This window comes from Pluralibacter sp. (assembly GCF_019237635.1).
Lineage (GTDB): Bacteria > Pseudomonadota > Gammaproteobacteria > Enterobacterales > Enterobacteriaceae > Enterobacter_B.
Genome location: NZ_JAFAGS010000100.1, coordinates 1 through 24,520, shown reverse-complemented (window position 1 = coordinate 24,520; position 24,520 = coordinate 1). Strand labels below are relative to the sequence as shown.

25 protein-coding genes are annotated in these 24,520 nt (G+C 55.0%); 17 read left to right on the top strand and 8 right to left on the bottom strand.

Annotation, left to right across the window (positions count from 1 at the left end):
* The first annotated feature begins 100 nt into the window (after positions 1-100).
* The 16 genes from neuC to fliO all read left to right on the top strand — a co-directional run bounded on the left by neuC (position 101) and on the right by fliO (position 14,650).
* Complete coding sequence (gene neuC, locus JO226_RS11770) at positions 101-1,255, top strand: UDP-N-acetylglucosamine 2-epimerase (RefSeq protein WP_293583054.1); 1,155 nt, start codon at positions 101-103, stop codon at positions 1,253-1,255.
* Positions 1,242-1,919: a PIG-L deacetylase family protein gene (locus JO226_RS11765; RefSeq protein WP_293583053.1), complete on the top strand. Its 678-nt coding sequence runs from the start codon at positions 1,242-1,244 to the stop codon at positions 1,917-1,919. Before neuC ends, JO226_RS11765 begins: the two co-directional genes overlap by 14 nt.
* On the top strand, positions 1,916-2,989 hold the full coding sequence (neuB, locus tag JO226_RS11760) for an N-acetylneuraminate synthase (protein WP_293583052.1): 1,074 nt from the start codon (positions 1,916-1,918) through the stop codon (positions 2,987-2,989). The genes JO226_RS11765 and neuB overlap by 4 nt, the downstream gene beginning before the upstream one ends.
* On the top strand, positions 2,982-3,623 hold the full coding sequence (locus tag JO226_RS11755) for an acetyltransferase (protein ID WP_293583051.1): 642 nt from the start codon (positions 2,982-2,984) through the stop codon (positions 3,621-3,623). Before neuB ends, JO226_RS11755 begins: the two co-directional genes overlap by 8 nt.
* Positions 3,624-3,663: 40 nt before the next feature.
* Positions 3,664-4,695 carry a nucleotidyltransferase family protein gene (locus JO226_RS11750; RefSeq protein WP_293583050.1) on the top strand — a complete coding sequence of 344 codons (1,032 nt, stop codon included), beginning with the start codon at positions 3,664-3,666 and terminating at the stop codon, positions 4,693-4,695.
* On the top strand, positions 4,696-5,412 hold the full coding sequence (locus JO226_RS11745; protein WP_293583049.1) for an acylneuraminate cytidylyltransferase family protein: 717 nt from the start codon (positions 4,696-4,698) through the stop codon (positions 5,410-5,412). It begins immediately after the preceding gene.
* 139 nt (positions 5,413-5,551) lie between these two features.
* Positions 5,552-6,889, top strand: coding sequence for a sigma-54 dependent transcriptional regulator (locus JO226_RS11740; RefSeq protein WP_293583048.1), 1,338 nt, complete (start codon positions 5,552-5,554; stop codon positions 6,887-6,889).
* Between the two features lie 27 nt (positions 6,890-6,916).
* A complete protein-coding gene (gene fliE, locus JO226_RS11735; protein WP_293583047.1) occupies positions 6,917-7,246 on the top strand; it encodes a flagellar hook-basal body complex protein FliE in 330 nt (109 codons plus the stop codon).
* Positions 7,247-7,269: 23 nt separating this feature from the next.
* Positions 7,270-8,928: a flagellar basal-body MS-ring/collar protein FliF gene (fliF, locus tag JO226_RS11730; protein ID WP_293583046.1), complete on the top strand. Its 1,659-nt coding sequence runs from the start codon at positions 7,270-7,272 to the stop codon at positions 8,926-8,928.
* A gap of 9 nt (positions 8,929-8,937) precedes the next feature.
* On the top strand, positions 8,938-9,972 hold the full coding sequence (locus tag JO226_RS11725; RefSeq protein ID WP_293583045.1) for a FliG C-terminal domain-containing protein: 1,035 nt from the start codon (positions 8,938-8,940) through the stop codon (positions 9,970-9,972).
* Positions 9,973-9,975: 3 nt separating this feature from the next.
* Positions 9,976-10,815 carry a FliH/SctL family protein gene (locus tag JO226_RS11720; RefSeq protein WP_293583044.1) on the top strand — a complete coding sequence of 280 codons (840 nt, stop codon included), beginning with the start codon at positions 9,976-9,978 and terminating at the stop codon, positions 10,813-10,815.
* Positions 10,816-10,819: 4 nt separating this feature from the next.
* Complete coding sequence (locus JO226_RS11715; protein ID WP_293583043.1) at positions 10,820-12,151, top strand: FliI/YscN family ATPase; 1,332 nt, start codon at positions 10,820-10,822, stop codon at positions 12,149-12,151.
* Positions 12,148-12,576, top strand: a complete 429-nt coding sequence (locus JO226_RS11710; protein WP_293583042.1) for a flagellar export protein FliJ — start codon at positions 12,148-12,150, stop codon at positions 12,574-12,576. The genes JO226_RS11715 and JO226_RS11710 overlap by 4 nt, the downstream gene beginning before the upstream one ends.
* A gap of 56 nt (positions 12,577-12,632) precedes the next feature.
* Positions 12,633-13,676 (top strand): plasmid segregation protein ParM domain-containing protein, encoded by a 1,044-nt coding sequence (parM, locus tag JO226_RS11705; RefSeq protein WP_293583041.1) that lies wholly within the window; start codon positions 12,633-12,635, stop codon positions 13,674-13,676.
* The gene (locus JO226_RS11700; RefSeq protein ID WP_293583040.1) at positions 13,669-14,253 is read left to right on the top strand and encodes a hypothetical protein; all 585 of its coding nucleotides are present in this window, start codon (positions 13,669-13,671) and stop codon (positions 14,251-14,253) included. The genes parM and JO226_RS11700 overlap by 8 nt, the downstream gene beginning before the upstream one ends.
* Positions 14,254-14,257: 4 nt before the next feature.
* Complete coding sequence (fliO, locus tag JO226_RS11695; RefSeq protein WP_293583039.1) at positions 14,258-14,650, top strand: flagellar biosynthetic protein FliO; 393 nt, start codon at positions 14,258-14,260, stop codon at positions 14,648-14,650.
* A 10-nt stretch (positions 14,651-14,660) separates the two neighbouring features.
* Here the strand turns inward: fliO and JO226_RS11690 are convergent, their stop codons facing one another.
* The 8 genes from JO226_RS11690 to JO226_RS11655 are packed head-to-tail and all read right to left on the bottom strand — an operon-like array spanning position 14,661 to position 22,080.
* The gene (locus tag JO226_RS11690) at positions 14,661-15,833 is read right to left on the bottom strand and encodes a transglycosylase SLT domain-containing protein (RefSeq protein ID WP_293583038.1); all 1,173 of its coding nucleotides are present in this window, start codon (positions 15,831-15,833) and stop codon (positions 14,661-14,663) included.
* Positions 15,796-17,886 (bottom strand): flagellar biosynthesis protein FlhA, encoded by a 2,091-nt coding sequence (locus JO226_RS11685; RefSeq protein WP_293583037.1) that lies wholly within the window; start codon positions 17,884-17,886, stop codon positions 15,796-15,798. Before JO226_RS11685 ends, JO226_RS11690 begins: the two co-directional genes overlap by 38 nt.
* Positions 17,887-17,895: 9 nt before the next feature.
* A complete protein-coding gene (gene flhB / locus JO226_RS11680; RefSeq protein WP_293583036.1) occupies positions 17,896-19,011 on the bottom strand; it encodes a flagellar biosynthesis protein FlhB in 1,116 nt (371 codons plus the stop codon).
* Complete coding sequence (gene fliR / locus JO226_RS11675) at positions 19,008-19,787, bottom strand: flagellar biosynthetic protein FliR (protein WP_293583035.1); 780 nt, start codon at positions 19,785-19,787, stop codon at positions 19,008-19,010. Before fliR ends, flhB begins: the two co-directional genes overlap by 4 nt.
* 2 nt (positions 19,788-19,789) lie before the next feature.
* Entirely contained in the window at positions 19,790-20,041 is a 252-nt protein-coding gene (locus JO226_RS11670; protein WP_293583055.1) for a flagellar biosynthetic protein FliQ, read from the bottom strand.
* A 14-nt stretch (positions 20,042-20,055) separates the two neighbouring features.
* On the bottom strand, positions 20,056-20,790 hold the full coding sequence (gene fliP, locus JO226_RS11665) for a flagellar type III secretion system pore protein FliP (protein WP_293583034.1): 735 nt from the start codon (positions 20,788-20,790) through the stop codon (positions 20,056-20,058).
* 4 nt (positions 20,791-20,794) lie between these two features.
* Positions 20,795-21,175, bottom strand: coding sequence for a FliM/FliN family flagellar motor switch protein (locus JO226_RS11660; RefSeq protein WP_293583033.1), 381 nt, complete (start codon positions 21,173-21,175; stop codon positions 20,795-20,797).
* 20 nt (positions 21,176-21,195) lie between these two features.
* Positions 21,196-22,080 carry a FliM/FliN family flagellar motor switch protein gene (locus JO226_RS11655; RefSeq protein ID WP_293583032.1) on the bottom strand — a complete coding sequence of 295 codons (885 nt, stop codon included), beginning with the start codon at positions 22,078-22,080 and terminating at the stop codon, positions 21,196-21,198.
* Positions 22,081-22,727: 647 nt separating this feature from the next.
* Here JO226_RS11655 and JO226_RS11650 point away from each other — a divergent pair.
* Positions 22,728-24,520, top strand: a 1,793-nt coding sequence (locus JO226_RS11650; RefSeq protein WP_293583031.1) for an ESPR-type extended signal peptide-containing protein, incomplete at its 3' end; no start/stop codon positions are given.

Below are 24,520 nucleotides of genomic sequence, written 5' to 3'. Positions count from 1 at the left end.
TTGGCGATGTATTGTTTAGATATAGATTCGGATATCGCACCTTTAATATGGTTGGTAATCCATCTTTTTGTGTTCATATGTGTATGTCGGATGTTTTCTAATGAAGATACTAGCATTAACATCTATCCGCTCTGAATATGATTTGATGAGCTTCGTTTATCGAAAGTTAGCTGATGATATTGATATTGATTTTCGACTTTTGGTTGGAGGGTGTCATAATTCCCCTTCGTTTGGGTTAACAGTGGATGATATAAAACGCGATGGTTTTAATATTCTTTGCCAAATTGAAAGTTTAATAGACTCTGACTCTAGTGCTTCCCGGCTAAAAAGTGCATCTGTTTTATTATTGTCATCGATTGATATTGTTAAAGCATTTTCACCAGATTTGATTATTTATGCTGGAGATCGTGAGGATGTTATGGTAGGGGCATTGCTGGGGGGGTATCTGGGAATTCCGACCGTCCATTTTTTTGGTGGTGATCACGCATGCGATGGCCACATAGATAATCCGATCCGCCATGCAGTGTCAAAATTATCCACTTGCCACTTTGTTAGTCTTAATGAGCATAAACAAAGGCTGCTTAAAATGGGTGAGCCTGCTAACAGGATTTTTAATATTGGTAGTGTCGCGCTTGATAAATATAGAGAAATACCTGCTGGTGAAGGGGTACTGTCATCTATTGCTGATGGTGAAGTAAGAAAATCAGCAGCTATTTTTATATTTCATCCTGTTGAAGATGAGATGGATAAACTTCACCTCATTGTATCTGGTGTTATAGATGAACTGCTTGAGAACCAATACCATGTATTTGTTGGATTACCTAATAGTGATCATGGGAACTCATGTGTAAGAAAGTCGTTATTACAGTACTCCAGTCATCCGGATATCTCTTTCTATGGCAATCTACCACGGGAAAAATTTGTTCAGTTAATGAAAGCTAGCAGCTTAATTATTGGTAACTCATCTGCTGGTATTCTTGAGGCGGCAAGTATACCAATCCCATGCATTAATATTGGAGCCAGGCAGCGCGGGCGTTTAGCCTCTGAAAATGTCATTTTTATTGATGCGGAATTGACTGAGCTAAAATCCGCGATAAAAAAAGTAAGGGATGATGTTTTTCTCGGGAAAATTAACGCTATATCTAATCCGTATGGTAGCGGCAATGCTTCGGAACGAGCTGTTTCCCTTATAAAATCAATAGATTTTACTGTGATGCATAAAAAATGTGAGGATCCATTACATGTTGGAGAATAAATCGATTTTAATTGTTGCTCCTCATGCTGATGATGAGACATTAGGTTGCGGCGGAACCATTTTAAGGTTTATTGCACAAGGTTACCGTGTTCATTGGTTAATCGTGACTGGAATGAGTGAAATTGCTGGTTTTAGTAAAAATGAAATACAGAAGCGTCGCGAAGAAATAGATAGCGTTACCGACATGTATCAATTTCATGCTGTGTATGAAATGAACCTTCCGCCAGCCAGACTTGATGTCCTGTCAAAAGGAGATATCGTCGCTGGAATCTCCTGTGTCGTTAGTACAATAAAACCTGAAATTATATTTTCACCCTATCGCAATGATGCTCATAGCGATCATGAAGTGGTTTATGACGCTGTCATGTCTGCGGTGAAATCATTTCGTGCACCTTTTGTCAGAAAAATCCTCGCTTACGAAACTCTTTCTGAAACTGACTTTGGTATGAAGCCTGAAGATGGTGGATTCAAAGCTAATGTATTCGTTGATATTTATGAATACCTGGAGCGGAAATTAGCCATATTGGATGTTTTTGAATCAGAGGTCGATAAGTTTCCTTTTCCACGCAGTCGAAAAGCCCTGGAGTCGCTGGCTTATCTTAGGGGGGCTCAATGTAATGCTGAGGCCGCTGAAGCTTTTATGCTGATTAAGGAGATCATATGACACTCATTATCGCCGAAGCTGGCGTGAATCATAACGGGGATGAGTCCCTTGCCCATGCGCTGGTTGATGCGGCGCATCAGGCCGGTGCGGACATCGTGAAGTTCCAGACCTTCAGGGCCACCAGCCTGGTGACGGCCAACGCCCGGCAAGCCGACTACCAGACGGCCAATACCGGTAAATCGGAAAGCCAGCTGGCGATGCTTGCCCGGCTTGAGCTCTCCTTTGAGGCGCATCTTAGCCTTATCAGACGCTGTGAAGCGCTGGGGATTGCGTTTCTCTCTACCGCCTTTGATGACGAGAGCCTCGATTTTCTGGTCCACGATCTCAAATTGACGACCCTGAAGATCCCCTCCGGCGAACTGACCAATGCGCCGTTTGTGCTCAGGCACGCCCGAAGCGGTTGCCGGCTGATTATGTCCACCGGAATGGCGACCCTGGCGGAGATCGAATCCGCCCTGGGGGTTATCGCGTTCGGCATGACCCAGGGGCGCGATGCCGTACCCGGTATGGAGGCGTTTATGGCGGCCTATAGCTCGGAGGAAGGGCAGGCGGCGCTGCGCGAGCGAGTGACGCTGCTCCATTGCACGACCGAATACCCGGCGCCGATGGGCGATATCAACCTTACCGCCATGGACACGCTGGCGCAGGCGTTCAGACTGCCGGTGGGTTACTCCGATCACAGCGAAGGGGTGACGATCCCTGTCGCCGCCGCCGCCCGTGGCGCCTGTCTCATCGAAAAACACTTCACCTTAGACCGCACGATGGAAGGCCCCGATCACAAGGCGTCACTGGAGCCCGCTGAGCTGGCCGTGATGGTGAAGGGGATCCGTGATGTGGAAGCGGCGCTTGGCAATGGCATCAAGGGGCCGTGTCCGGGGGAGCGGAAAAACAAAGAGGTTGCCAGAAAGAGCCTCGTCGCGGCGTGCGATATCCCCCAGGGCGCTGTGCTTGATGAGCATAACGTCGCCATCAAGCGGCCCGGGAGCGGCATGAGCCCTTATGCCTGGTGGGATGTTCTGGGTAAGCGCGCAAGTCATACCTACCAGGCAGGAGACCTGATTTGTGAATAAGCCGTTGATTATGATCGGCGCGGGGGGGCATGCCAGCGTACTGGCCGATATTCTCACCCGGCAGGGACGAACCCTTATTGCGCTGGTCGCGCCCGACGCGTCGGGCAGCGGCGCGCTGGGCGGTTTACCGCGGTGGGAAGAAAAGACGCTCAGCGCGAGGGCCCGCCCCGAGAGCTGTTTGCTGGTCAACGGCATTGGTTTCATGCCGGGAAATGACCTGCGGGCCCGCATTTTCTCGCGCTATACCCGGGAAGGCTATCGCTTTGCCTCGGTACTCGCCAATGAAGCCTCCGTCTCGCCCCATGCGCGGTTGGGGCAGGGGGTACAGATTATGCAGGGCGCCATCGTGCAGAGCGGCGCGCATATCGGCGACAACGTCATCGTCAACACCGGCGCCATTGTCGAACACGACTGCGCGGTGGGCGAGCACTGCCATCTGGCCCCTCGCGCCGTTTTATGCGGCAGCGTAAGTCTGGGGACACAGGTGTTTGTGGGGTGCGCCGCCGCCGTTATTCAGGGGATTTCGGTGGGTAACGATGCCGTTGTCGGTGCCGGGGCGACCGTCACCCGTCCGGTGCCGGAACGGCACATTGTCTACCCTGCGCGCGCGTGTTTCACCACGCCGAAAAATTAACAGAGATAAAATTGCCATGAGTAAAGACTGGAAAAAAATCTTGTTATCACCCCAGGATTCACTGCGTGATGCATTATCTATTGTTAATGAGGAAGCCCTGCGCGTGGCGCTGGTGGTTGATGAGCAGGAAAGGCTGCTGGGGATCCTGACCGATGGCGATATCCGACGGGCCATTCTCGCGGATGTTAACCTCAATACTGCCGTTGCCGCCGTGATGAATGGCAACCCGCTGACCTCGCCCATGAATTGCAGCCGGAGCGAAGTGCTCGCGGAAATGAAGCGCCGCAGTATTCTCTCCATTCCTGTGGTGGCAGAAGACGGGCGTCTGGTTGGACTGGAAACCTGGGAGTCGGCTTCGGCGCATCGCCGTTATGAGCATCCGGTATTTATCATGGCCGGCGGCTTTGGTACCCGTCTGAAACCGTTGACGGATAATTGCCCTAAGCCGATGTTAAAAATCGGCGGCAAACCGATGCTGGAAATTCTGGTTGAGCGCTTTGCAAAAACGGGATTCAGGAATATCTATATTTCGACCCATTATCTGCCCAATGTCATTATGGATTATTTTGGTAATGGGGAGCGCTGGGGTGTCAATATTGAATATGTGCACGAAGAGGTTCCGCTGGGTACGGGGGGCGCATTGGGGCTATTGCCGGAAAATGTGCCGGACCTGCCGCTGATTATGATTAACGGGGATGTTCTGACCTCTCTTGATTTTGAGCGGCTCATGTTTTTCCACGATACCCACGCGCCTGCGGCAACCATGTGTGTCCGCCAGTACGAATACCAGGTGCCTTATGGGGTTATTAATTGCGATGGCGAGAAAATTGTCGGCATGACGGAAAAGCCGGTTCACCGCTATTTTGTCAATGCGGGTATTTATCTCTTAGACCCGACAGTTTTCAAACGCGTGCCAAAAGGCGTTTCCATCGATATGCCGACGCTGCTTGATTCCACCATTCACGATGACGCGAAGGTCCTGATGTTCCCAATTCATGAATACTGGCTCGATATCGGTCGACCGGATGATTTTCATCGCGCCCAGGCCGATGTCTACCAGTTGGAGTGGTAAATGCGCATCGCCATCATCCCGGCCCGGGGGGGCAGTAAGCGCCTCCCGGGCAAGAATATAAAAACGTTATCAGGAAAACCGCTCATCGTCTGGACCATCGAGGCGGCGCTGCACAGCCAATTATTTGATCGGGTGCTGGTGAGTACGGATTGTCAGTCGATATCTGACATCGCCGAACAACACGGCGCCATCGTCCCTGGCCTGCGACCCGCCATCCTGGCAAGCGACAGCGCAACGACCAATGATGTGATATCGCATATGGTGTCGGTCGTTGAGCAACGTTGGGGGCCAACGCAGACGATTACACTGTTGCAGCCCACCTCGCCATTGCGGCACGCGGTCAATATTGTTGAAGCGCACGCGCTGTACCAAAAGAGGGCGGCGGCCAGCGTCATTTCAGTCTGCCCTGTGGAGCACCCGATTCAGTTGTGTAATACGCTGCCAGCAGACGGGTCGATGTCCGGTTTTCTGCCGAAAAAAGATAATCTGAGAAGCCAGGAATTAGCGCCTTATTACAGAATTAATGGCGCCATTTATATTTTCGACAGGAAATTTGTTGGTTCAATATCCGATATCTACGGAGATAAATCCTACGCTTATCTAATGAAGGTAGAGGAATCTGTCGATATTGACAGCCCGCTGGATTTCGATATCGCTGAACTTATTATGTCGCGCCGTGCCGCGCCTGTTGCGGCGCGGGACATGAACACGCCCTGAATACCCTGCCTGCATATCATGCAGGCGTTTTTAACATCTATATACAGCTTCAGTTAAGTCCACTCTGTTTTAATTCATCCCTGCATTCAGACTCGTCTATGGCGTTAATTTTAGCTAACAACAGGGATCTACCTGGTCAATGATCTTACTGCTTGAATCGGATAAAGCGTGCGTAGACGACGTTCTTGCCCACCTCAGTGTCGACTATGCCCGTCGCATTGTCTGGCAAACCCGTTTGCCGGATGACGCCGATTTGAATTTCGCCGATCCCCCTAGCCTGGTCATTCTGGGACGGGGTCTGTCGCAGCAGCAGGCTCTCGCGTATATCCGTCAGTTTCATACGGTTCCTATCCTGTTGATTAGCCATGTGGATCAAGCGGAATGGGCCAGTACGGCGCTGGGGGCCGGTGTCAATGACTATTTGCTGTATCCCTTTAGCCTCCAGCAACTGACTCAGCAGATAACAAGCCTACTCAACGTCAATACCTTGCAGACGCGCGGCATGATCATGAGTTCACCCGCCTCCCGTCGTTTGCAGACGATGGCCCACCGGGTGGCGCTGGCTGACGCGCCGGTACTCATCCGGGGCGAAACCGGAACCGGTAAGGAGATGCTGGCGCAGTTCATTCATGCCAACTCCAACCGCAAGGACGGGCCTTTTGTCGCGGTCAACTGCGCCGCCATCCCGGAGAGCATGCTGGAAGCGATACTGTTCGGTCATGTCAAAGGCGCCTTCACCGGCGCCTATACCGGACAGGTTGGCAAATTTGAACTCGCGAACCACGGGACGCTGTTTCTCGATGAGATAGCCGAAATGCCGCTCTCCTTGCAGACCAAGTTGCTGCGCGTGTTGCAGGAGTGGGAGGTGGAGCGTCTGGGCAGCAACAAGATGATTCCCCTTGATGTCCGGCTGATAACGGCCACCAACCAAAATCTCAAGGATGCGGTAAGCAAGGGGTATTTTCGGGAGGATCTTTTCTACCGGCTGGATATTTTGCCGCTGGTGATTCCGCCATTGCGTCAACGCCGGGAAGAGCTGGATCGATTGATCGCGCACTTCGTGCAAAAGCATGGCGATGGAACATTCGCCCACGCTGTCAAATTAAGCCCATGCGCGCAGCAGGCCCTCTGGGCACACAGCTGGCCGGGCAATATTCGGGAACTGGAGAATCGCGTGCAACGGGCGATGGTGATGTGCCGCAGCACCGTGTTGCTGGCAACCGACTTTGGATTGTCCGCTTTTTCCCCCTCGTCGGGGAGCATCGTTACTGCGTCATTGAACCGGGGTGAACAAAGCCCTTCGGAATCTCTGCAGGAGAGCCGTAAACACGGCGAATTCCAACACGTTTTAGAGACCCTGCGCAGTTGTCGCGGCCATCGGAACATGACGGCCGAGGCGCTGGGTATTACCCCCAGGGCGCTACGCTACAAGCTTGCCGAGATGCGGCGAAGAGGCATCATCACTGATGATGCATGACACTATTTTTATCACCTGGCACACACTATGGACACAATAACGAACACGCAGCAGGCAATGATGCAGCGTATGGCCACCATGCAAATAGCGGCCCAGCAACCTCTCATCGCCCCTCAGTCGCAAAACAACACGCAAGACACCTCGTTTGGACAGGTGTTTCACGCAGCCCTGAACGGCGTCGATCGTCAGCAGCAAGAGGCGGCAAATCTGGCGACGCAAATCGAAACGGGCGCCAGCGACGACCTGACCGGCGCGATGATCGCCAGTCAGAAAGCCAGCCTCAGCTTTTCGGCCCTTACCCAGGTCCGTAATAAGCTGATGACGGCCTATGACGAAGTCATGAAGATGCCTCTGTAAAGATGGGAAGCGACGAGCAACGCATGAGGCAAAAATTCAAAACCGTTTGGGCCACGATTAGCCAACAATTACCCACCGTCAGCCCCTTACGGGGTAAAAGCACCCAGTTCATGCTGCTGGGGTTGCTGGCCTGTCTGCTGACGGTACTGGTAGTCCTGTTTCTCTGGTCTTTCCAGGGGAATTATCGTCCGCTTTACGGGCAGCAGGAGCACTTTGACAGCGCCCAGATTATGTCTGTACTCGACCAGGAGAATATCCCCTATCGCCTGATGGAAACCACCGGACAGGTGCTGGTGGAAGAGGATCGTCTGTCGCAGGCGCGCATGCTGCTGGCGGCCAAAGGGGTGCAGGCCAAACTGCCGGTCGGACTGGATATGCTGGAGCAGGAGTCAACCCTGGGAACCAGCCAGTTTGTCGAAAATGCCCGTTATCGGCGTGGGTTGGAAGGGGAACTGGCCCGCACCATCATGGGGTTGCAGGGGGTTGATTACGCAAGAGTACATCTGGCGATTCCCGATAAGCTTATCTTCCTGCGCAACAATGAAGAACTCCCTTCAGCGTCCGTCATGCTGGAGTTGTCTCCGTCTACCCGGATGGAGCCAGGGCAGGTACTGGCGATTGTCAACCTGATTAAGGGCAGCGTGTCCAACCTCGCCGTCAAAGATATCTCGGTGGTCGACCAGTATGGCAATTTGCTGACTCAGGATCTGAACGACGAGCTTTCCGGCGCGAAATTGACCGTCCATCAACTGGACTACCAAAAGCAGGTTGAGCGCAGCTACGAACGTCGCGTCAGCGAGATGCTGCGACCGGTGCTTGGCGCCAACAACTATAAGGTGCAGGTCACCGCGCAACTGGCCTTCGACGCGGTGGAAGAGACCCGGGAATCCCTCGGCGAAAGCCCCATTGTGCGCGAAGAGCGTTTGCAGAAAGATTCTTCGCAGGGCGGGCAACTGAGCGGTATTCCTGGCGCGCTGAGCAACCGTCCTCCGGTGACGGACCCGCAAGTGCAGGGCAATCCGCCGCAGACTCCGCCGGCAACGGCTGAACGTATGGTCAATGAGCGTGACGAGCAGCAACGTCGTTACGACGTGGGCCGTACTATCACGCACACCAAATACCAGCAGGGTCGTCTGAATAACCTCAGCGTCTCCGTGGTGCTCAACCAGACGGTATCGCCGGAGAAAGGCTGGAGCGCCGAGCAACTGACCAACATCCGGCAGATGGCGCAGGATGCGGTCGGCTTCAATAAAGAGCGGGGCGACCAGTTCAGCCTTAATGTCCTTCCCTTCTCGGAGGATGGCATCAACCCGTCGCTGGACAGCAAGTGGTGGCAGGACCCGGTCTTGCTGATTTACGCCCGTTATCTGATCGGCACCATTCTTGGTCTGTGCCTGATTTTCTTCGTCATTCGTAAGCTGATGCAGCACCTGATACAGCGTACTCCGGCGATGGTCACCGCCGAATCAACGCCCGAGCCGATGGGTGGTGGGGCGTCTGTCGGTAAGGAGGAAGATGAATACTTCAGGAAGCATAACCGCAACTTTAGGTTTGATAACCTGAATGAACTCCCTGATACGAATTCGCCGTTGCGGGATAAGTTGGCTCACCTTCAACTGCTGGCGGACCATGATCCCAAGCGGGTGGCGGAAGTGTTGGAACAGTGGATGAATAGCAGGTGATAACGAGCCATGAGTGACGAAACAGAACAACAACCGCTCAAAAATGCCGAGCAGGCTGGATTATTACTGCTGACGCTCAGCGAGCATCAGGCGGGCAACATATTGCGAAGCCTGAGCCGCGAGCATGTCCAGGAGATTGTCCGGGCGATGACCGAACTGGGGCATGTTAAGAATCAGCATCTGGAAAAGGCGCTGTATCGCATGTTCATCGACTATCGCGAGCTGAGCGGTGTTTCCCGCGCTTCTCGTGGGTTTCTGGAGAGAACCCTGGACGTCGCCCTTGGGCCTGAGCTGGCCAAAGGGGTGATAAACGACGTCTATGGCGAGCAGATCCGGGAAAATATGCACCAGCTTCAGTGGATCTCCCCGGCGCTGATCGCCTCTAACCTGCAACATGAAATGTTGCCTTTGCAGGCGACCTTCCTTGCCTTGTTGCCGCAGGAGGTGTCCGCAGAGGTGATGAAGTTCCTGCCGCAGGCGCAGCACGAACGGTTGATCCTGAATATGGCCAACCTGCGTGAAATTAACCAGAACATGGTCGCGGAACTGGAGAAGATCATTCAGCAGTGCCTGACGATGGTTCAGCAGGGCGTGCAAACGTCGGTGAGCGGCGTCGAGCAGGCGGCGAGCCTGATTTCTCGTTATCACGGCAACAGCGCCGAATTGCTACAGACCGTGCGCGAGCATAATCAGGGGCTGGCTGAAGAAATAGAAAACAACATGTACCGCTTCTCCATCCTTGAGCGCCAACCTGAAGCCACCATCGTGAGGCTTTGTCAGGAAGTCGAGCCTGAGGTTTGGGCGAAGGCCATCAAAGGGGCTTCTCCGTCCCTGCGCCAGGCCATACTGCGCTGTCTGCCGAAACGGCAGGCCAACGCCATCCTTGATCAGATGCAAGTGTTGGGGGGACTTCCCGCCAGCGTGGTCAGGGGGGCGGAAGCCGAGATCATGGCCAAAGTACGTGAACTCATCGCGGAGAATGAAAAAGCGGAAGAGGGGGAACCCTTCGAGTTCCGCCTTTTCGAAGAGAAGGTGCTGGAGTAACCCATGGCGCAGCAGAGTAAAAAAGACAGCAATCCGCGCAGCGTCCATCGCTACCATTTTCCGCCTCTCTCCTCCGGGACATCCCCGCAGGAGGAGCCGCATTACGACTCGCCGCAGCAGCTCACGGCCAAATATCAGGCCCTGATGGAAGAAGGGCGCGAGGCCGGTTTTGCTGAAGGCGTGCGCAAGGGGCTGGAGCAGGGTCAGCAGTTAGGGCAGGAGCGCGGTTTTCAGACCGGGGTACTGGAAGGGCGCGAAGCGGGGATCCAACAGGCCCTGGCGGAGTGCAAACCCCGGCAGGATGAGGCCTTGCAGCAGATAGCGCAACTTCACCACGCGCTTGAGTCCGCTCTGAAGGAGACGCAGGCCTGGCAGCGGGAAAGTCTCTGCCGTCTGGTGTCACAGGTGTGTCGCCAGGTGTTGCGCGCCGAACTTGCCCTTAAGCCGACGCAGATCCTGCCTCTCATCGAAGAGACGCTGGCCTTGTTACCTAAGCCGCAGGAGTCTGTCTCCATTCACCTGGATCCTGGCACTCACGCCCTGCTCAAGGAGTTCGCGGCGGAATCGCTGGAGGGTTGGTCGCTGCAGTCCGATCCTCAACTTTCGCCGGGGAGCTTCCATATCCAGACGGGGCTGGCCGAGGCGGAAAGCCAACTGGATACGCGCATTGACCAGTGTGTCGAGCAGGTGCGTCGGCAGTTGGCGCAAGCGCCTGAACTGAACGATCAAGAGCAGGAACTCCCCGCCGCCGCGCCGCAAAACTTGCCATGGGGCGAGGAGGATCTCGTGTCCACCCTCTCACTACCAGCGGACAAGTTCAGCGACGACGATTTCAGGGCCTGAGCCAATGCGTTCGCTGCATAACTTGCTCAACCGACTCGAACAGGAAGACTATCGGGTGCCACCGGCCAACATCTACGGACGGCTGGTGCGCGTCACGGGTTTGCTGCTGGAGGTCACGGGATGCCGCCTTTCTATCGGCCAAAGCGCGCTGGTGGAAACGGGAAATGGGAGCTGGCTTGAGACAGAAGTCGTCGGGTTCAATCAGGAGCGTACCTTTCTGATGCCCCTGGAGCAGGTCACGGGTCTGTTCCCTGGTGCCCGCGTTTCTGCGCAGACCGATGACAGCGAGTTGACCGTGGGGCCAGCGCTGCTTGGCCGCATCCTCGACGGTCTGGGGCGTCCTCTGGATGGCCTTGGTCCTCTGGAGGGGGAGCGCATCACCTTACATCAGCCGCCCCTTAACCCGCTTGCACGGCAACCCATCACCACCCCTCTGGATGTTGGCGTTAAGGCGATCAACGGCGTGCTGCCGCTCGGTCGCGGTCAGCGTATTGGGTTGTTTGCCGGCAGCGGCGTCGGTAAAAGCGTGTTGCTCAGCATGATGGCCCGCTATACCGATGCGGATGTGGTGGTGGTCGGTCTGATTGGGGAGCGTGGGCGCGAGGTGGCCGAATTCTTACAGCATACGCTGGGAGAAGAAGGGCGTCGCAAAGCGGTCGTCGTGGTCGCGCCAGCAGATGTCTCGCCCCTGTTAAGACTCCGGGCCTCGCAGGTCTCTCACCGGATTGCCGAGCATTTTCGCGATCAGGGTAAGCACGTATTGCTGCTGATGGATTCTCTGACGCGCTATGCCATCGCCCAGCGGGAAATCGCCCTGTCGCTCGGCGAACCGCCAGCGACCAAAGGATACCCACCGTCGGTCTTCACCCAACTGCCGCAACTGGTAGAGCGGGCGGGCAATGGTTATCACCCGGAAGGCAGCCTCAGCGCTATCTACACGGTGCTGGTGGAAGGGGATGACCACAACGATCCGATCGCTGACGCAGCGCGGGCCATTCTCGACGGCCATATTGTTTTGCGCCGCGATATCGCTGAGCAGGGCATTTACCCGGCCATTGATGTGGCGTCCTCGGCCAGCCGCGTTATCCCGCTTATCTGTAATGCCGCTCAGGTGCGTCAGATACAAAAATTTCGCCGCTATTACAGCCTGTATCAGCAGGTGCGCGAGCTGATCCCGCTGGGCGGCTATCAGGCGGGGCACGATGACGAAATGGACAACGCCGTCGCCCTGTTTCCGCAGATGCTGGAGTACCTGCAACAGCCCGGCGAGCAGGGGGTCACCTTATCGCAGACCCAGGCGTTATTGCACACGCTGATGGACGCGGATAAACGATGAAAGCGCTGCGCCAGTTGCACCGGTTGCAAAATCGCAAACTGGACACGGAGAGTAAGACGCTCACCGTGCTGGAGACGCGCAAAACGGAGCTGCAACGTTCGCTGGACGCGCTGGGGCAGTATCAACGTGAAATGTCGCGCCTGCCGGACTATACCCCGGCATTCGCCCTGCATAACCGCAGCATTATGCACCGCCAGTTGGGCGAACTGATTGATAAGCAGCACGACGAGCAGACCACGCTCACCCTCTCCATAGCGCAGCAGAAAAAAGAAGTGCTGCGTGCGTTTGTCGCCAGGAAAAGCAGCGAAATCATGCTGGAACGACGACAGGCGCGCGAAGCGCAGGAAGCGCAGAGGCGTGAGCAAAAGGCACTGGATGAACTGGCCGTTAACCGGGCGCGGCTCGCCATCCAGGATGGGCATTAAGCCCCGGACTCACCCCCCACTTTTTTTGCATCAATAATAGTGAGACACACAACATCATGAGTAAGCCGCTTAAGATTGCCATCGACGACGGTTCAACCAACGTAAAAGTCAGCTGGATTGCTAACAAAACCCTGAAGAGCATCATCTCTCCCAACTCCTTTCGCAAGGACTGGAAAAGTGCCGCCCTGCTGAAGGGCAAGCAGGTCTACAACTATGAAATTGGGATTAACAAGTACACGTATGACCCGACGTCGGAAAAATCGCTCTCCACGACGCATATCGACTACCAGTACGGCGACCTGAATCTGCTGGCGGTCCATCATGCCTTGCTGCAGACGGGTCTTCCCCCTTGCGATGTGGCGATTACCGTGACTCTGCCTATCACCGAGTACTATCAGCAGGACGATTGTCAGCGTAATGAAGCCAATGTTGAGCGCAAAAAGCAGAACCTGATGCGCGCCATCAGCCTCAACAAGGGCGAATTGTTCAATATTGTCAGCGTTGACGTCATGCCTGAGAGCCTGCCTGCGGTGCTTACCCGTCTGATGAACTCGGGCGTAAACCCTTATACGAAAACGCTGGTCATCGACTGTGGCGGGACAACGCTGGATATGGGGCTTATCGTCGGCGAATTTGATGAAATCTCTGAAGTTTACGGCAATCGCGCGCTCGGCGTTTCTCTGGTGACCGATGCGGCGCGTACCGCGCTGGCCGCGGCCGACAGCGATTCCAGCTATTTGGTGGCGAACGAGCTTATCAAACGCCGTCACGACGCCCGTTTTGTGCGCGAAGTGATTAACGACGAGTCCCAGATCCCCCGCATTCTGGAGAAGCTTGAACGTAAAATCGAGGAACTGGGGCACTTTGTCGCCGAAGAAGCGAAGAAATTTTCCCGCAATCCAAACCGGGTCTACCTGGTCGGCGGCGGTGCTGCCCTGATCTACCCGGTCATCCAGGCCAGCTACCCCACGCTTGGGGAGCGCGTCATCCTGGTCGATGCGTCTCAATCCGCGCTCTCTCGCGAAATCTGCCTCTATATCAGCGATGAAGATCAGGTATTCAGCGAGACGCCCGTCATGCTAGAGGTTGGCAATGTCTAATCCGGTCGGAGAGGTGCAAATTACCCTCAAGCTGGATCCACGCCAGGCGAGCGATCGCCTGGCGCTGGCGACGTTACAGCGCTGGTATCAGCGTGGCAGCCTGCTTAACAGCGATGATGACGCTTTTGATTTCTTTGCGCTGCGCCTCCATAAGGACATCTACCTTTCCGGGGTGTATCTGAGCCTGCTGGAGCCTGAGCTGGTGAAATGCTTCTCCCGGAATTTGCAGTTAAATTGCCTGACCCCGGCGTTCTTTTATCACGCGCTGGAGGCGCAGGGGCTTACGCCTGATGTCGCGTTGCCGACTTCCGCGGGACTTGACCCGCTGCCCACCGACGCGCTGGCGGATCTGCATACCCAGGTGAGCAGGTTACAGCAGCAGTTGCAGGAGCAACGTGAGCTGTTGCAACAGCAGGCGCGCCTGCTCGATATACTGACCAACGCGGGCGCTACGGCGCCGTCCACCCCGAAAGGGGAGCATACCCAGACCGCTCAGCGCGACGGCGACGTTCAGCTACACGACCTCTCGGCGACGGCGGCGAAGGTTCGCAAAGTACGGGAAAAAGGGGTTTTCTGACGCCATGAGATATCTGCTTAGCCTGCTTCTGCTGCCTCTTCCGGCGCTGGCAACCCCGCTGAGCCAAGGGGGGGCGACCTTCAAATCCTGGCTTATCACCTGCCTCGCGGTGTGTTCGATTGGCGCGCTGGTCTTTCTGCTGGCGAAGAAGAAAGCGCGGGCCGCCAGGTACCGCGGCGGGGAGATGCGGGTGCAGTCTGTTTTGTCGCTGGGTATGAAGGAGAAACTGATCCTGGTGCAGGTGGACGATCAGCGCTTGCTGCTGGGGGTGACCCCGCAGCAAATCACGCTGATAAGCAATTTAACCCCAGCCAGCCATCAGAATACGCCTGAAACCTTCGCGCAACGGTTTGAAACCACCGGAACGCCAGACGCACCTGACGCGAATCACCGATAATCCGGTGCGGTTAGGGCGCAGGGCGAGGCGGCTTATCGGCTTCCCCCTGACTCCACTGGCTTCGCGGCGCTATCCTGGCGCGCCAGTGCGGCGTGACGGCCTGGGGGCTTGTCGCTTTCTGCGGATTTTTCTCCTGCGCGCGCCTGGGGTCTACCTCCATGCGTTCCGCGTAGAGATCCACTGAGCCGGGCGTCTGTTGTACCAGACCCACTCCCCACCCCAGATTTTTCAGCTCTTTATCGGTAAGCGCCCGCCGTTCAGCAATCAGGAGGGGCGTTTTTTCTTCCGGCAGGGGGAGCGTGCGGTTACGCGTTCCGAGTACCTGTTGCGCCTGTTTTCCCCAGCCAGCCGGCATCAGTAGCGCAACCCGGCTGCCCCGGGGCGCGACGGCATTTTCCAGACCGGCATTGTAAAAATTCAGCTCTTCCGCGGGGCGGCCCATCTGTCTGGCAAGCCAGGACAGACTGATGCCGTCTTCGACATGCAGGGCGACAAGACGCGACGCTTCAGGCACGGCCCGCAGCTGGATTTTGCCCGCCCGGTACAATCGCACCAGCGCCAGCAGTTTGGGGACATACTGCCGGGTCTCATCCGGCAGTGACAGGGACCAGAAATCGGTCTGCCGCCCTTTGGCGCTGTTTTGCGCGATTGCCGCCTGAACCGTTCCTTCCCCGGCGTTGTAAGCGGCCAGGGCAAGCAGCCAGTCGCGTTCGAACAGGTTGTAGAGATAGTTCAAATAATTCAGCGCGCCGCGGGTCGAGGCCATCAAATCCTTACGTCCGTTAAACCAGTCATAGCTAATGACGCCGTACTGACGCGCGGTCTTGGGCATCAACTGCCAGGGCCCCATCGCACCCACTGACGATTCGGCATGGGGGTTATAGCCGCTCTCGATAAGGGGCACAAACAGCAGCTCCAGCGGCAGCTTGCGTCGCTGGAGCTGCGTGACGATAAAGCGAATGGAAGGGGCTGAGCGGTTCATTATCCCCTGGATGCTGGCAATATTTTTGTTGTAGAGATTCTCGTATAAGGCCACATCCGGATGGCGCGCCTGCCAGCTCATGGCAGGCGTTTTTATCCTCAATGGGGCCTCTTGCGACAAGAGCGGCCCTGACAGGGTCAACAGGAACCCTGCCAGCAGCGCGTTAACCCAGGATCCCTTTGACTTCGATATGGAGTTCATCGGGAACCTCATTGAATGACAACACGTGCAAACCCTTAGCAAAGGTGCGCGCGTAGCGGGCGAGCAGAGGGCGTAATTGCGGCAACACCAGCAGAATAGGCGACCATCCCTGCAACGACATTTGCTCTTTGACGCTGGGCATCCGGTTTTGCAACTGAGCCAGCAACTGAGGCTCGATGGGGAAGCTGTCTGCCGGAATGCCGCCGTTGCGTTGCGCCTGGGTCGCCGCATTGAGCAGCATGTTCTCCAGTTCATCGGAGAGGGTGAACACCTGCACGGTCGTCGTATTACCGATAAGGCCATGCAGAATGGTGTGGCGCAGCGCGCAGCGAACTTCGGCGGCGAGCAGCAGCGGATCTTTGGTCAGCTCGGCGCCATCCACCATGCTCTGGGCCATCGTCCGTACATCCATCAACGACACCTGGTCAGTCAGCAGATAGCGGTAGACTTTCAACTGCTGGGTCGACGTCAGCCGGGTCGAGAGCTCTTCGGCAAGTTTCGGGGCCAACTGGCTGAGCCGTTGTTGCAGATGATGTACATCGTCGAGTTGCAACAAGGCGCCGATATTGCCGCGGATAACCTTGCTGATGTGAGTCCCGATGATGGTGGCGATGTCGACAACCGAGTAACCCAGGTTCAGCGCCTTGGCTTTATCGCCGGGTTGGATCCATACCGCATCCATCCCGTAAACCGGTTCTTTGGTCAGAAATCCAGGGATTTCCCCCAACAGTTCGCCGGAGTTGATCGCCATGAGTTTGTCCAGCATGACGTCTGCGACGGTGACTTTTACCCCGTTGAGGTAGATGGCGTACTGGTTGGGCTTGAGCCCCATGTTGTCCCTGACCCGCACTTCGGGCAGCAGAAAACCGGCCTGTTCGGAAAGCGTCTGGCGCACGCCGCGCAGGCGTTGCAGCAGTTCGGCTCCTTTGTCCCGATCGACGAGATAGATCAACTGATAACCCAACTCTAGCCTGAGCAGGTCGGTATAGGGGATATCGCCCCACTTCAGTTCATTTTCCAGCGGGCGAGTAAACCGCTCCATCTGATCCTGATCGGCAGGGGCAATCTTTTCCGCTTTGTGCTGTCGGCTACGCCAGGCCGCCCAGCCCAGGAGACCGGCAAACAGGAGGAAGACCAGCGTCGGCATCCCCGGTACCAGCCCCATCACCAGCATGACGGCCGCCGCGGTCAAAATCACCGGCGGGGAGGCGAGCAGCTGTTCGCGGAACTGGACGGTGATATCGTCGTCTGAATCGGAGACGCGGGTGACCACGATGGCTGCGGACACCGCCAGCATCAGTGACGGGATCTGGGCGACCAGGCCATCACCAATTGAGAGGAGGCTATAGACCCCCATCGCATCGGAGAAGCTGAGGCCATGCTGGAATACGCCGATAGCCACGCCGCCGAAAAGGTTGATAAACAGGATCAGCAGACCTGCGATCGCATCCCCTTTAACAAACTTGGAGGCGCCGTCCATTGAGCCATAGAAATCGGCTTCCAGGGCTATCTCGTCCCGGCGCTCTTTCGCCTGACGCTGATCGATCATGCCTGCGTTCAGATCGGCATCGATAGCCATCTGTTTGCCGGGCAAGGCATCCAGGGTAAAGCGGGCGGCAACTTCCGAAATACGCTCGCTCCCTTTGGTAATAACGATGAAGTTAATGATCATCAGGATCAAGAACACCACCATCCCCACCACATAGTTGCCGCCGATAACCACTTTACCGAAGGACTCGACGACCTTACCGGCGGCATCGGGCGATTCATGACCGAACTGCAGCACCACGCGAGTTGACGCCACGTTCAGACACAAACGGAGCAACGTGGCGATCAGCAGCACGGTGGGGAAGACAGAGAAGTCGAGCGGTCGTCGAATAGACAGGGCGACCAGCAGCACTATCATGGATAGCACGATGTTGAAGGTGAAGAAGCCATCCAGCAAAAACGCGGGCAACGGCAGTACGATCATCGCCAGCAGCGACAGGATGAGCAAAGGGATCGCGATAAAGCTACGCGAAGTACCTGAAAAAAGGGTGGTCAAACGTTTCACGGGTCACCATCAATATCGTAATGAATCGGGTATCTCGACTGACGAGAGCGGGGCGGGTTGGTCGCCCTTCCCGAGACGAAAGGCCTTCAGACGTAATACATGGTGCAGAATTTGCGCCATGATGACGTACAGACCCGGCGGGATCTGTTGATTTACACGGGTGGTGTAATAGACGGAACGGGCCAGCGCCGGTATCTCCAGCACCTCAATTCCCAGCGACTGCGCGAGCGATCGCATGTGTAGCGCCATCTGGTCTTCCCCTTTGGCGATAACAAAAGGGGCGTCGCACTGCGCGGGATCATATTTGATAGCCACGGCATAGTGCGTCGGGTTGGTGAGCACGACACTGGCGTCGGGCAGGGTGCGCCGCATTGAACGCATCGCCATGGACATCTGGATGCGCCGGATACGCCCTTTTATCTCCGGGTTGCCCTGCAAATTCTTGTGCTCTTCTTTCAGCTCCTGTTTACTCATGCGCAGCCCGCGCAGATGGTTCCACAGTTGGTAGGGGGCATCGAGCAGACCAATCGCCAGCATCGTCAGCGCCATATAAAAAATACCGTCCACCAACAGCTCAATCCCCAGTTGGGTCGCATTATTCAACCCGACGTAATAGAGGGCGACGATGGCGTCAGTATTGGCCCTGACGTAGAGCAACATGGCGGCGGCAACCGCCACAATCTTCAGGACTGACTTGGCAAACTCCATCAGAGACTGAACGCCCAGGATCCGTTTGAACCCCTTCAGGGGGTTTATTTTGGAAAAACGGGGAACCAGAGGGTCCAGGGAAAAATTCCAGCCGCCCATTATTGTGTGCGCCGCGACGCCGAGAATGATGATAAGCCCCGTCAGCGGCAGCAAAGACAGCAGCATCTCCAGGAGACTCTGGCCAAGATGCGCGAGCATCTGGGCGGGGTCGTTGACCTCTTCACGGCTCAGCGACAGGTTAAAGCGCAATATCCGCTCTAAGGCGTCGCCCATTTTGGTAAAAAGGGGCAGCGCGATGGAGACGACGGCGACCAGGCTGATGGCCATGGCCAAATCCCTGGACCTGGGAACCTGCCCCTTCGCTCGCGCTTTGCCCAGTCGATGCGACGAGGGTTTTTCGGTCTTTTCTGTACTCATCCCTTTCCTCCGTAATAGCTGCGCACGCTGAGGAAAATGTCCTGCGCCAGGCTGGCAAATCGGTCAGGCAACCCGCTTATCGTCAACAGGATGCAAAATAATCCGCAGATGAGCGCCATGGGAAAACCCAGCACGAAGATGTTAAGAGAGGGCGCGACTCTGGAGAGCACGCCAAAGGTGAAGTTGACCAGATACATGGCTGTCATGGCGGGTAATGACAGCATCAGCGCTGCGGCCATCAGCCAGGAGAAGAGCTGAATAAGCGAGGCGGCATTCACCTCAAACAGACCTGCGCCGACGTGCCAAACCCTGAAGCTCTCTACCAGCACTTCCAGCATCACCAGATGGCCGTTCATGCTGGCGTAGAGCAGCAGGCCCATATTGCTAAAGAAGCTGCCCAATACCGGTATGGCAAGGCCATTGATAGGGTCATTCATGCGCGCCATACTCAGCCCCATCTGCATGGAGAGCAATTCGCCGGTGAGCACTAATACCTGAATAAGGCAAACCGGAAACAACGCCATCATGGTTCCCAGGAAGATCTGCTCCAGGCTCAGAAAAATGGCGTGCAGCGACAGCGGGTCGACGGCTGGCATGGCGGGTAACAAGGGGGCCGCGAGTATGGCGAGAAGCAGCGCCAGCAGGATCCGCACCTGGATGGGGATCAGCGGATACCCCAGTAGCGGCAGGACGGCAAAGGCGCTCCCTATGCGTAAAAATGGCCACCAGACGCGCCCGCATGTCTGTAATAATTCCGTGGCGGAAATTTCTAACATGATCAGTGCAGGGAGGAGAGAATGAACTGATTGATGCTGTGAAAGAGCTCCAGCACCTGTCTGACCATCCACTGCCCTGCAAAGATGATCACTAATACGGTTACGACGAAACGGGGCAGGAAGCTCAGGGTTTGCTCCTGAATTTGGGTCACCGCCTGAATGATGCTGACCAGCAACCCGACCAGCATGCCGGGTAAAACAAGGACGCAGACGAGCATAATGAGAGTGGTGGTGACCTCCACCATCATCGCCATCAGTGTATCGGGCGTCACTGGATCCCCCCAAAACTCATGGAAAGGGTATTGACCACCATGCTCCAGCCATCCGCAAGGACGAACACCATCAGCTTGATTGGCAGGGAGATTATCACCGGGGAGAGCATCATCATCCCCATCGACATCAGCACTGTCGCCACCACCATGTCGATGACCACGAACGGAATAAACAGCATGAAGCCTATCTGAAATGCCGTCTTCAGCTCACTCAGCACAAACGCGGGCATCAGGATAAAGAAATTGACCTCCTGTACGGAGGTTGTGCGAGGTTCTCCGGCCACCCGCAACATCAGGTCCAGGTCCGTCTTTCGGGTCTGCGCCAGCATAAATTTGCGGATCGGTTGCTCCGCCCGGGAGACCGCCTGCACCAGCGTCATCTTGTCCTCGTCATAGGGGACAAACGCATTCTGATAGATGTCCTGCCAGATGGGTTTCATCAGCAGCACCGTCATGCTGAGCGCAATCGAAATCAACAACCGGTTGGGCGGCGAACTCTGTAAGCCTATCGCCTGGCGCAGTATCCCCAGGACGATGATGATGCGGGTGAAGCAGGTCATCAGCAGCAGCATGGAGGGGATCAACCCCAACATGGTCATCAGCAACAGGACCTGTAACTTGACGGAATAGTCCTGTTGTCCCTCTCCGTTGGTGATGGTCAGAAGAGGGACATCGCTGGCGAACGCGGCGACGGGGAATACAGTCAGCAACAGGAGGAGTACAGCTCTCATCACATCAGGCCAGCGTTGACCAGTTAATGTCGTCGAACAGTTCGGTCATCCGTAGCCCATAATGACCGTCCACGATGACCACTTCGGCGGCGCCGATCAAAATGCCGTTAACCTTCACATCCAGGGACTGATGGCTCAGTTTGTTCATCTGGACGACGGCGCCCTCCGCCAGAGTCATCAACTCCTCCAGGGGGATCTCGGTGCTGGCTACCTCAAGGGAGAGGTTGACTGGCAGGCGATGAAAGAAGGACAACGGGCGTTTTTCAACCACTTTCTCCGCCGGTTCGCTTTCGCTGAATCCTTCTTCACCGCTGGCAAACAGATCGTCGAAACCCTCGACGTCCAGCCCAGCCATATCCAGTTCTATATTCGACGTTTTAGCCATTTAAAATCTCCAGAGGGTGTTCAGGATGTCTGTTGAGACACATCGTGCAGTTGAAATACCAGGTGTCCATTACGGTCATAGAGGCGACCCGCACCCATAGAGAAATTGCCACAACCCAGCGTGACCCGCTCCTGCAATACAATGGGCAGGATCTCCCCTTGCAGCAGTTGCTCCAGTTCGACGATCGTGAGTTTGGTGCTGAGCAATGTTGTTTTTAGCTGAACCGGAATGCGTCGCAGCGATTCTTCCAGTTGAAGCCGGGTAATGGGGGGAGCAACCGGAAGTTGGTCGCCACTCTTCTCCAGCAATTCAGCAAACGTCGTATGCCAATAAAGGGTGAGCGGCCAGGTTTGATCCTGAAACACAAGCTGCATCGTCAGGCACAGCCCTTTCTTCTCCGGGGAATCGGAAGGCTGCTGCTGCCAGCTCAACGCCTGTAAACCTGGGGATTCCGCGATAACGCCCTGGATCAGGGGCTGTCCCAGTTGATGTAAAAAACGCAGCTCTGTTTCACTCGGCGGCTGGTGGTCGCTCATCTCCTGGCCGAAACCTGAGTTGAGCCCCAGCGTTGCCTCTGTCATGGCGGTGACTGCGGGTCTCGGTATGCCGAAGCGGAACATCTTGCGGGCCCGTCCGTTGAGCGGCGCCAGCGCGGCGCACCAAATCCACGGGGTTTGTTCCTGGGCTGACAATTCACGAAACCTCAGTTCGACAGGTTCGATGCGCAGACAGCCGATTGAGCGCAGGAATTGCCCCAGCATGATGGAAATACGCTCCATTGCACCGTCTACATAGGTTTGCAATAAGCGGATTTCCTGTTCTTGTCCCAACTCCATGGTCGGGTATCGCTTGCCTTGCTCTGGCGCAATGACGCGGCTTTTATCTGTTTTTGTTTGGTTAACCATGTAGTTAAATGGCTCAATCAACGTGAGCGCGCAATAAAATGCAGAATTAAAATTGCGTTCATTTTAATGGCGAATGCCAAACAGGGGCTGTACAGCTCTCCAGTTTTTCCCGGGCTATCTCTTCTGAATGTTAAGAAAGGATTTATCGTTTTGAGGTCCCGGAAGTTCATCAAGCATTACCCACAGATACTGGCGTAACAACAGATGCGGGCTATTGGCAATTAACGAGAGTATGGAAGGGAGGAGGGTATTATCCACGGTGACGCCACAAGGTACGATAAAATTATTTTCGGGGATATATTGACAAGAATCGTCTTAATAAAAATCGTTGTTTATTTATAAATTTGTTAATTTAATTAATATTAATTGTTGTGTTTAATTTGGTGGCTTAGTGAATAAAATTCTCATTTATCTCATTAGCTCTGATACGCTTTCATTCAAAAGTGTTTAATTCTTCGGTTTGATCTTTTTTTGGATTTAGATTCTACCGCTGTTACTGGTCTTACCTCGAATACCTCTCGTATTTTTGCTGCTGAACCAGACGTTAATATTTCTCCTGGCATTCTGTTTGACATTAGTTGCTATTTACCACCCCCTGGCAAATTCAACTGTTGAAGAAAAGTTCGGTAAAAATAAAAGGTCAAGATATGAATACGATATATCGATTAGTCTGGAGCAATCGTCTGCAGGCAACGGTTGTTGCGCCTGAATTTGCGAAAGGAAAGGGTAAGGGTGGATTAGTTTCAAAAGTCGCTTTGGTGGCGGGTGTGGCTCTGCTTGCCAGCCAGAATGCCTTCGCGTTTAACCCCATTGGCGCAGGAGCGACATCAGCGACAGTGACCTCTCCTGGGGCCGCGGGAAACCTGGTGATCGGTGACAACGCCTCTGCGACAAACACCACGCAAACCTGTGGCAATTCAACAGATATTCTGGGTAATCCGTATCTGAATGGCGGCTGTGCATCAGCCACGGTTATTGGCAATAATGCGACGAATAACGGCTATGCGGCGTCATTGGTACTGGGTGAAAGCGCACAGGTTACTGGGACAGGTTCTACGGCGCTAGGGGATTTGAGTACCGCAGCAGGTAATTCATTGGCGGCGGGGTTCCAGTCAGAAGCATTAGGCTTAGGGTCAACGGCTCTGGGGCAGGGCGCGACGGCAAAAGGTAATAATTCCGTAGCGATTGGTAACGGCGCATTTACCAGCGGTAGTCAGAGCATTGCATTAGGGTTGAATGCCGGTCAGGGAGAAGGCTCTAACCCTATTGTTGGCACAACCTTTGGTAACGAGGGTGAAAATATTTCCATTGGCGATACTGCTGGCAATAACGTTTTAGGGGCAGGAAACCTGGCATTGGGTAATTACAGCGGTGGTAATGTATCCGGTGATGAAAACGTCACCTTTGGTCCTGGTTCTGGCTCGAATGTATACGGTTTCGATAACGTTTCGATTGGCCCGGGTTCGGGGAACAGTATTAATGGTGGTGTCAATACTGGCAACAACAATACCGCTGTCGGACCACATGCTGGTAATAATATAATTGGCGGTGGAAACGTGGCGTTAGGTGAGGATGCCGGTAACAACGTCAGTGCGAATCAGACGGTCAGTATCGGCCATGTTGCTAATGCAGGTGGTGATGGGTCCGTTGCAATTGGTAATAATTCAACGGTAGGTGCGGGGGTTTTTAACTCGATTGCACAGGGTACAGCTGCATCGGTGACCGGAAACTCAAGTATTGGTATCGGTCAGAATACAAACGTCTCAGGCTCTCAGTCTGTGACGGTTGGTTATGAATCGACGGTTGCAGGTTCCAATGCCGGTAACCTCGGGGTATCCAGTACCATTAATGGTAACAATAGTTATGCCGTGGGTAATAATAACAAGATTGATGCGAATAATGTCGTGGCGCTGGGTAATGGTATTACGATCGCGGCAGGGTTGGATAACTCCGTTGCCCTGGGTTCGGGGACAAGCGTTGCCGCTGCGGTGGGAACGTCCTCAACGATCCTGAATGGTACGACTTACAGTTTTGCCGGTAACTCCCCGATTGCGACTGTCAGCGTTGGCGCAGCGGGCACAGAACGTACCCTCACGAATCTGGCGGCAGGGCGAATCGATAGCCTGAGCACCGATGCCGTCAACGGTTCACAACTGTTTGCGACCAATACCGCATTAGGCGCGCTGGATTCCGGTGCGGTGAAATACGATCTCAACCCGGACGGTACGGTTAACTACAACAGCGTAACGCTGGGTGGACCTTCTTATAACAATACAACCCATACGGGCGGCACCACCATCACCAACGTGGCGGACGGTGTGGCGCCGAGCGATGCGGTGAATTTCTCGCAACTGACCCAGACCAACAACCAGATTACCAGTATCTATAACACCGGGACGAAGTACTTCCACGCCAACTCCACGGGGACGGACTCGTCAGC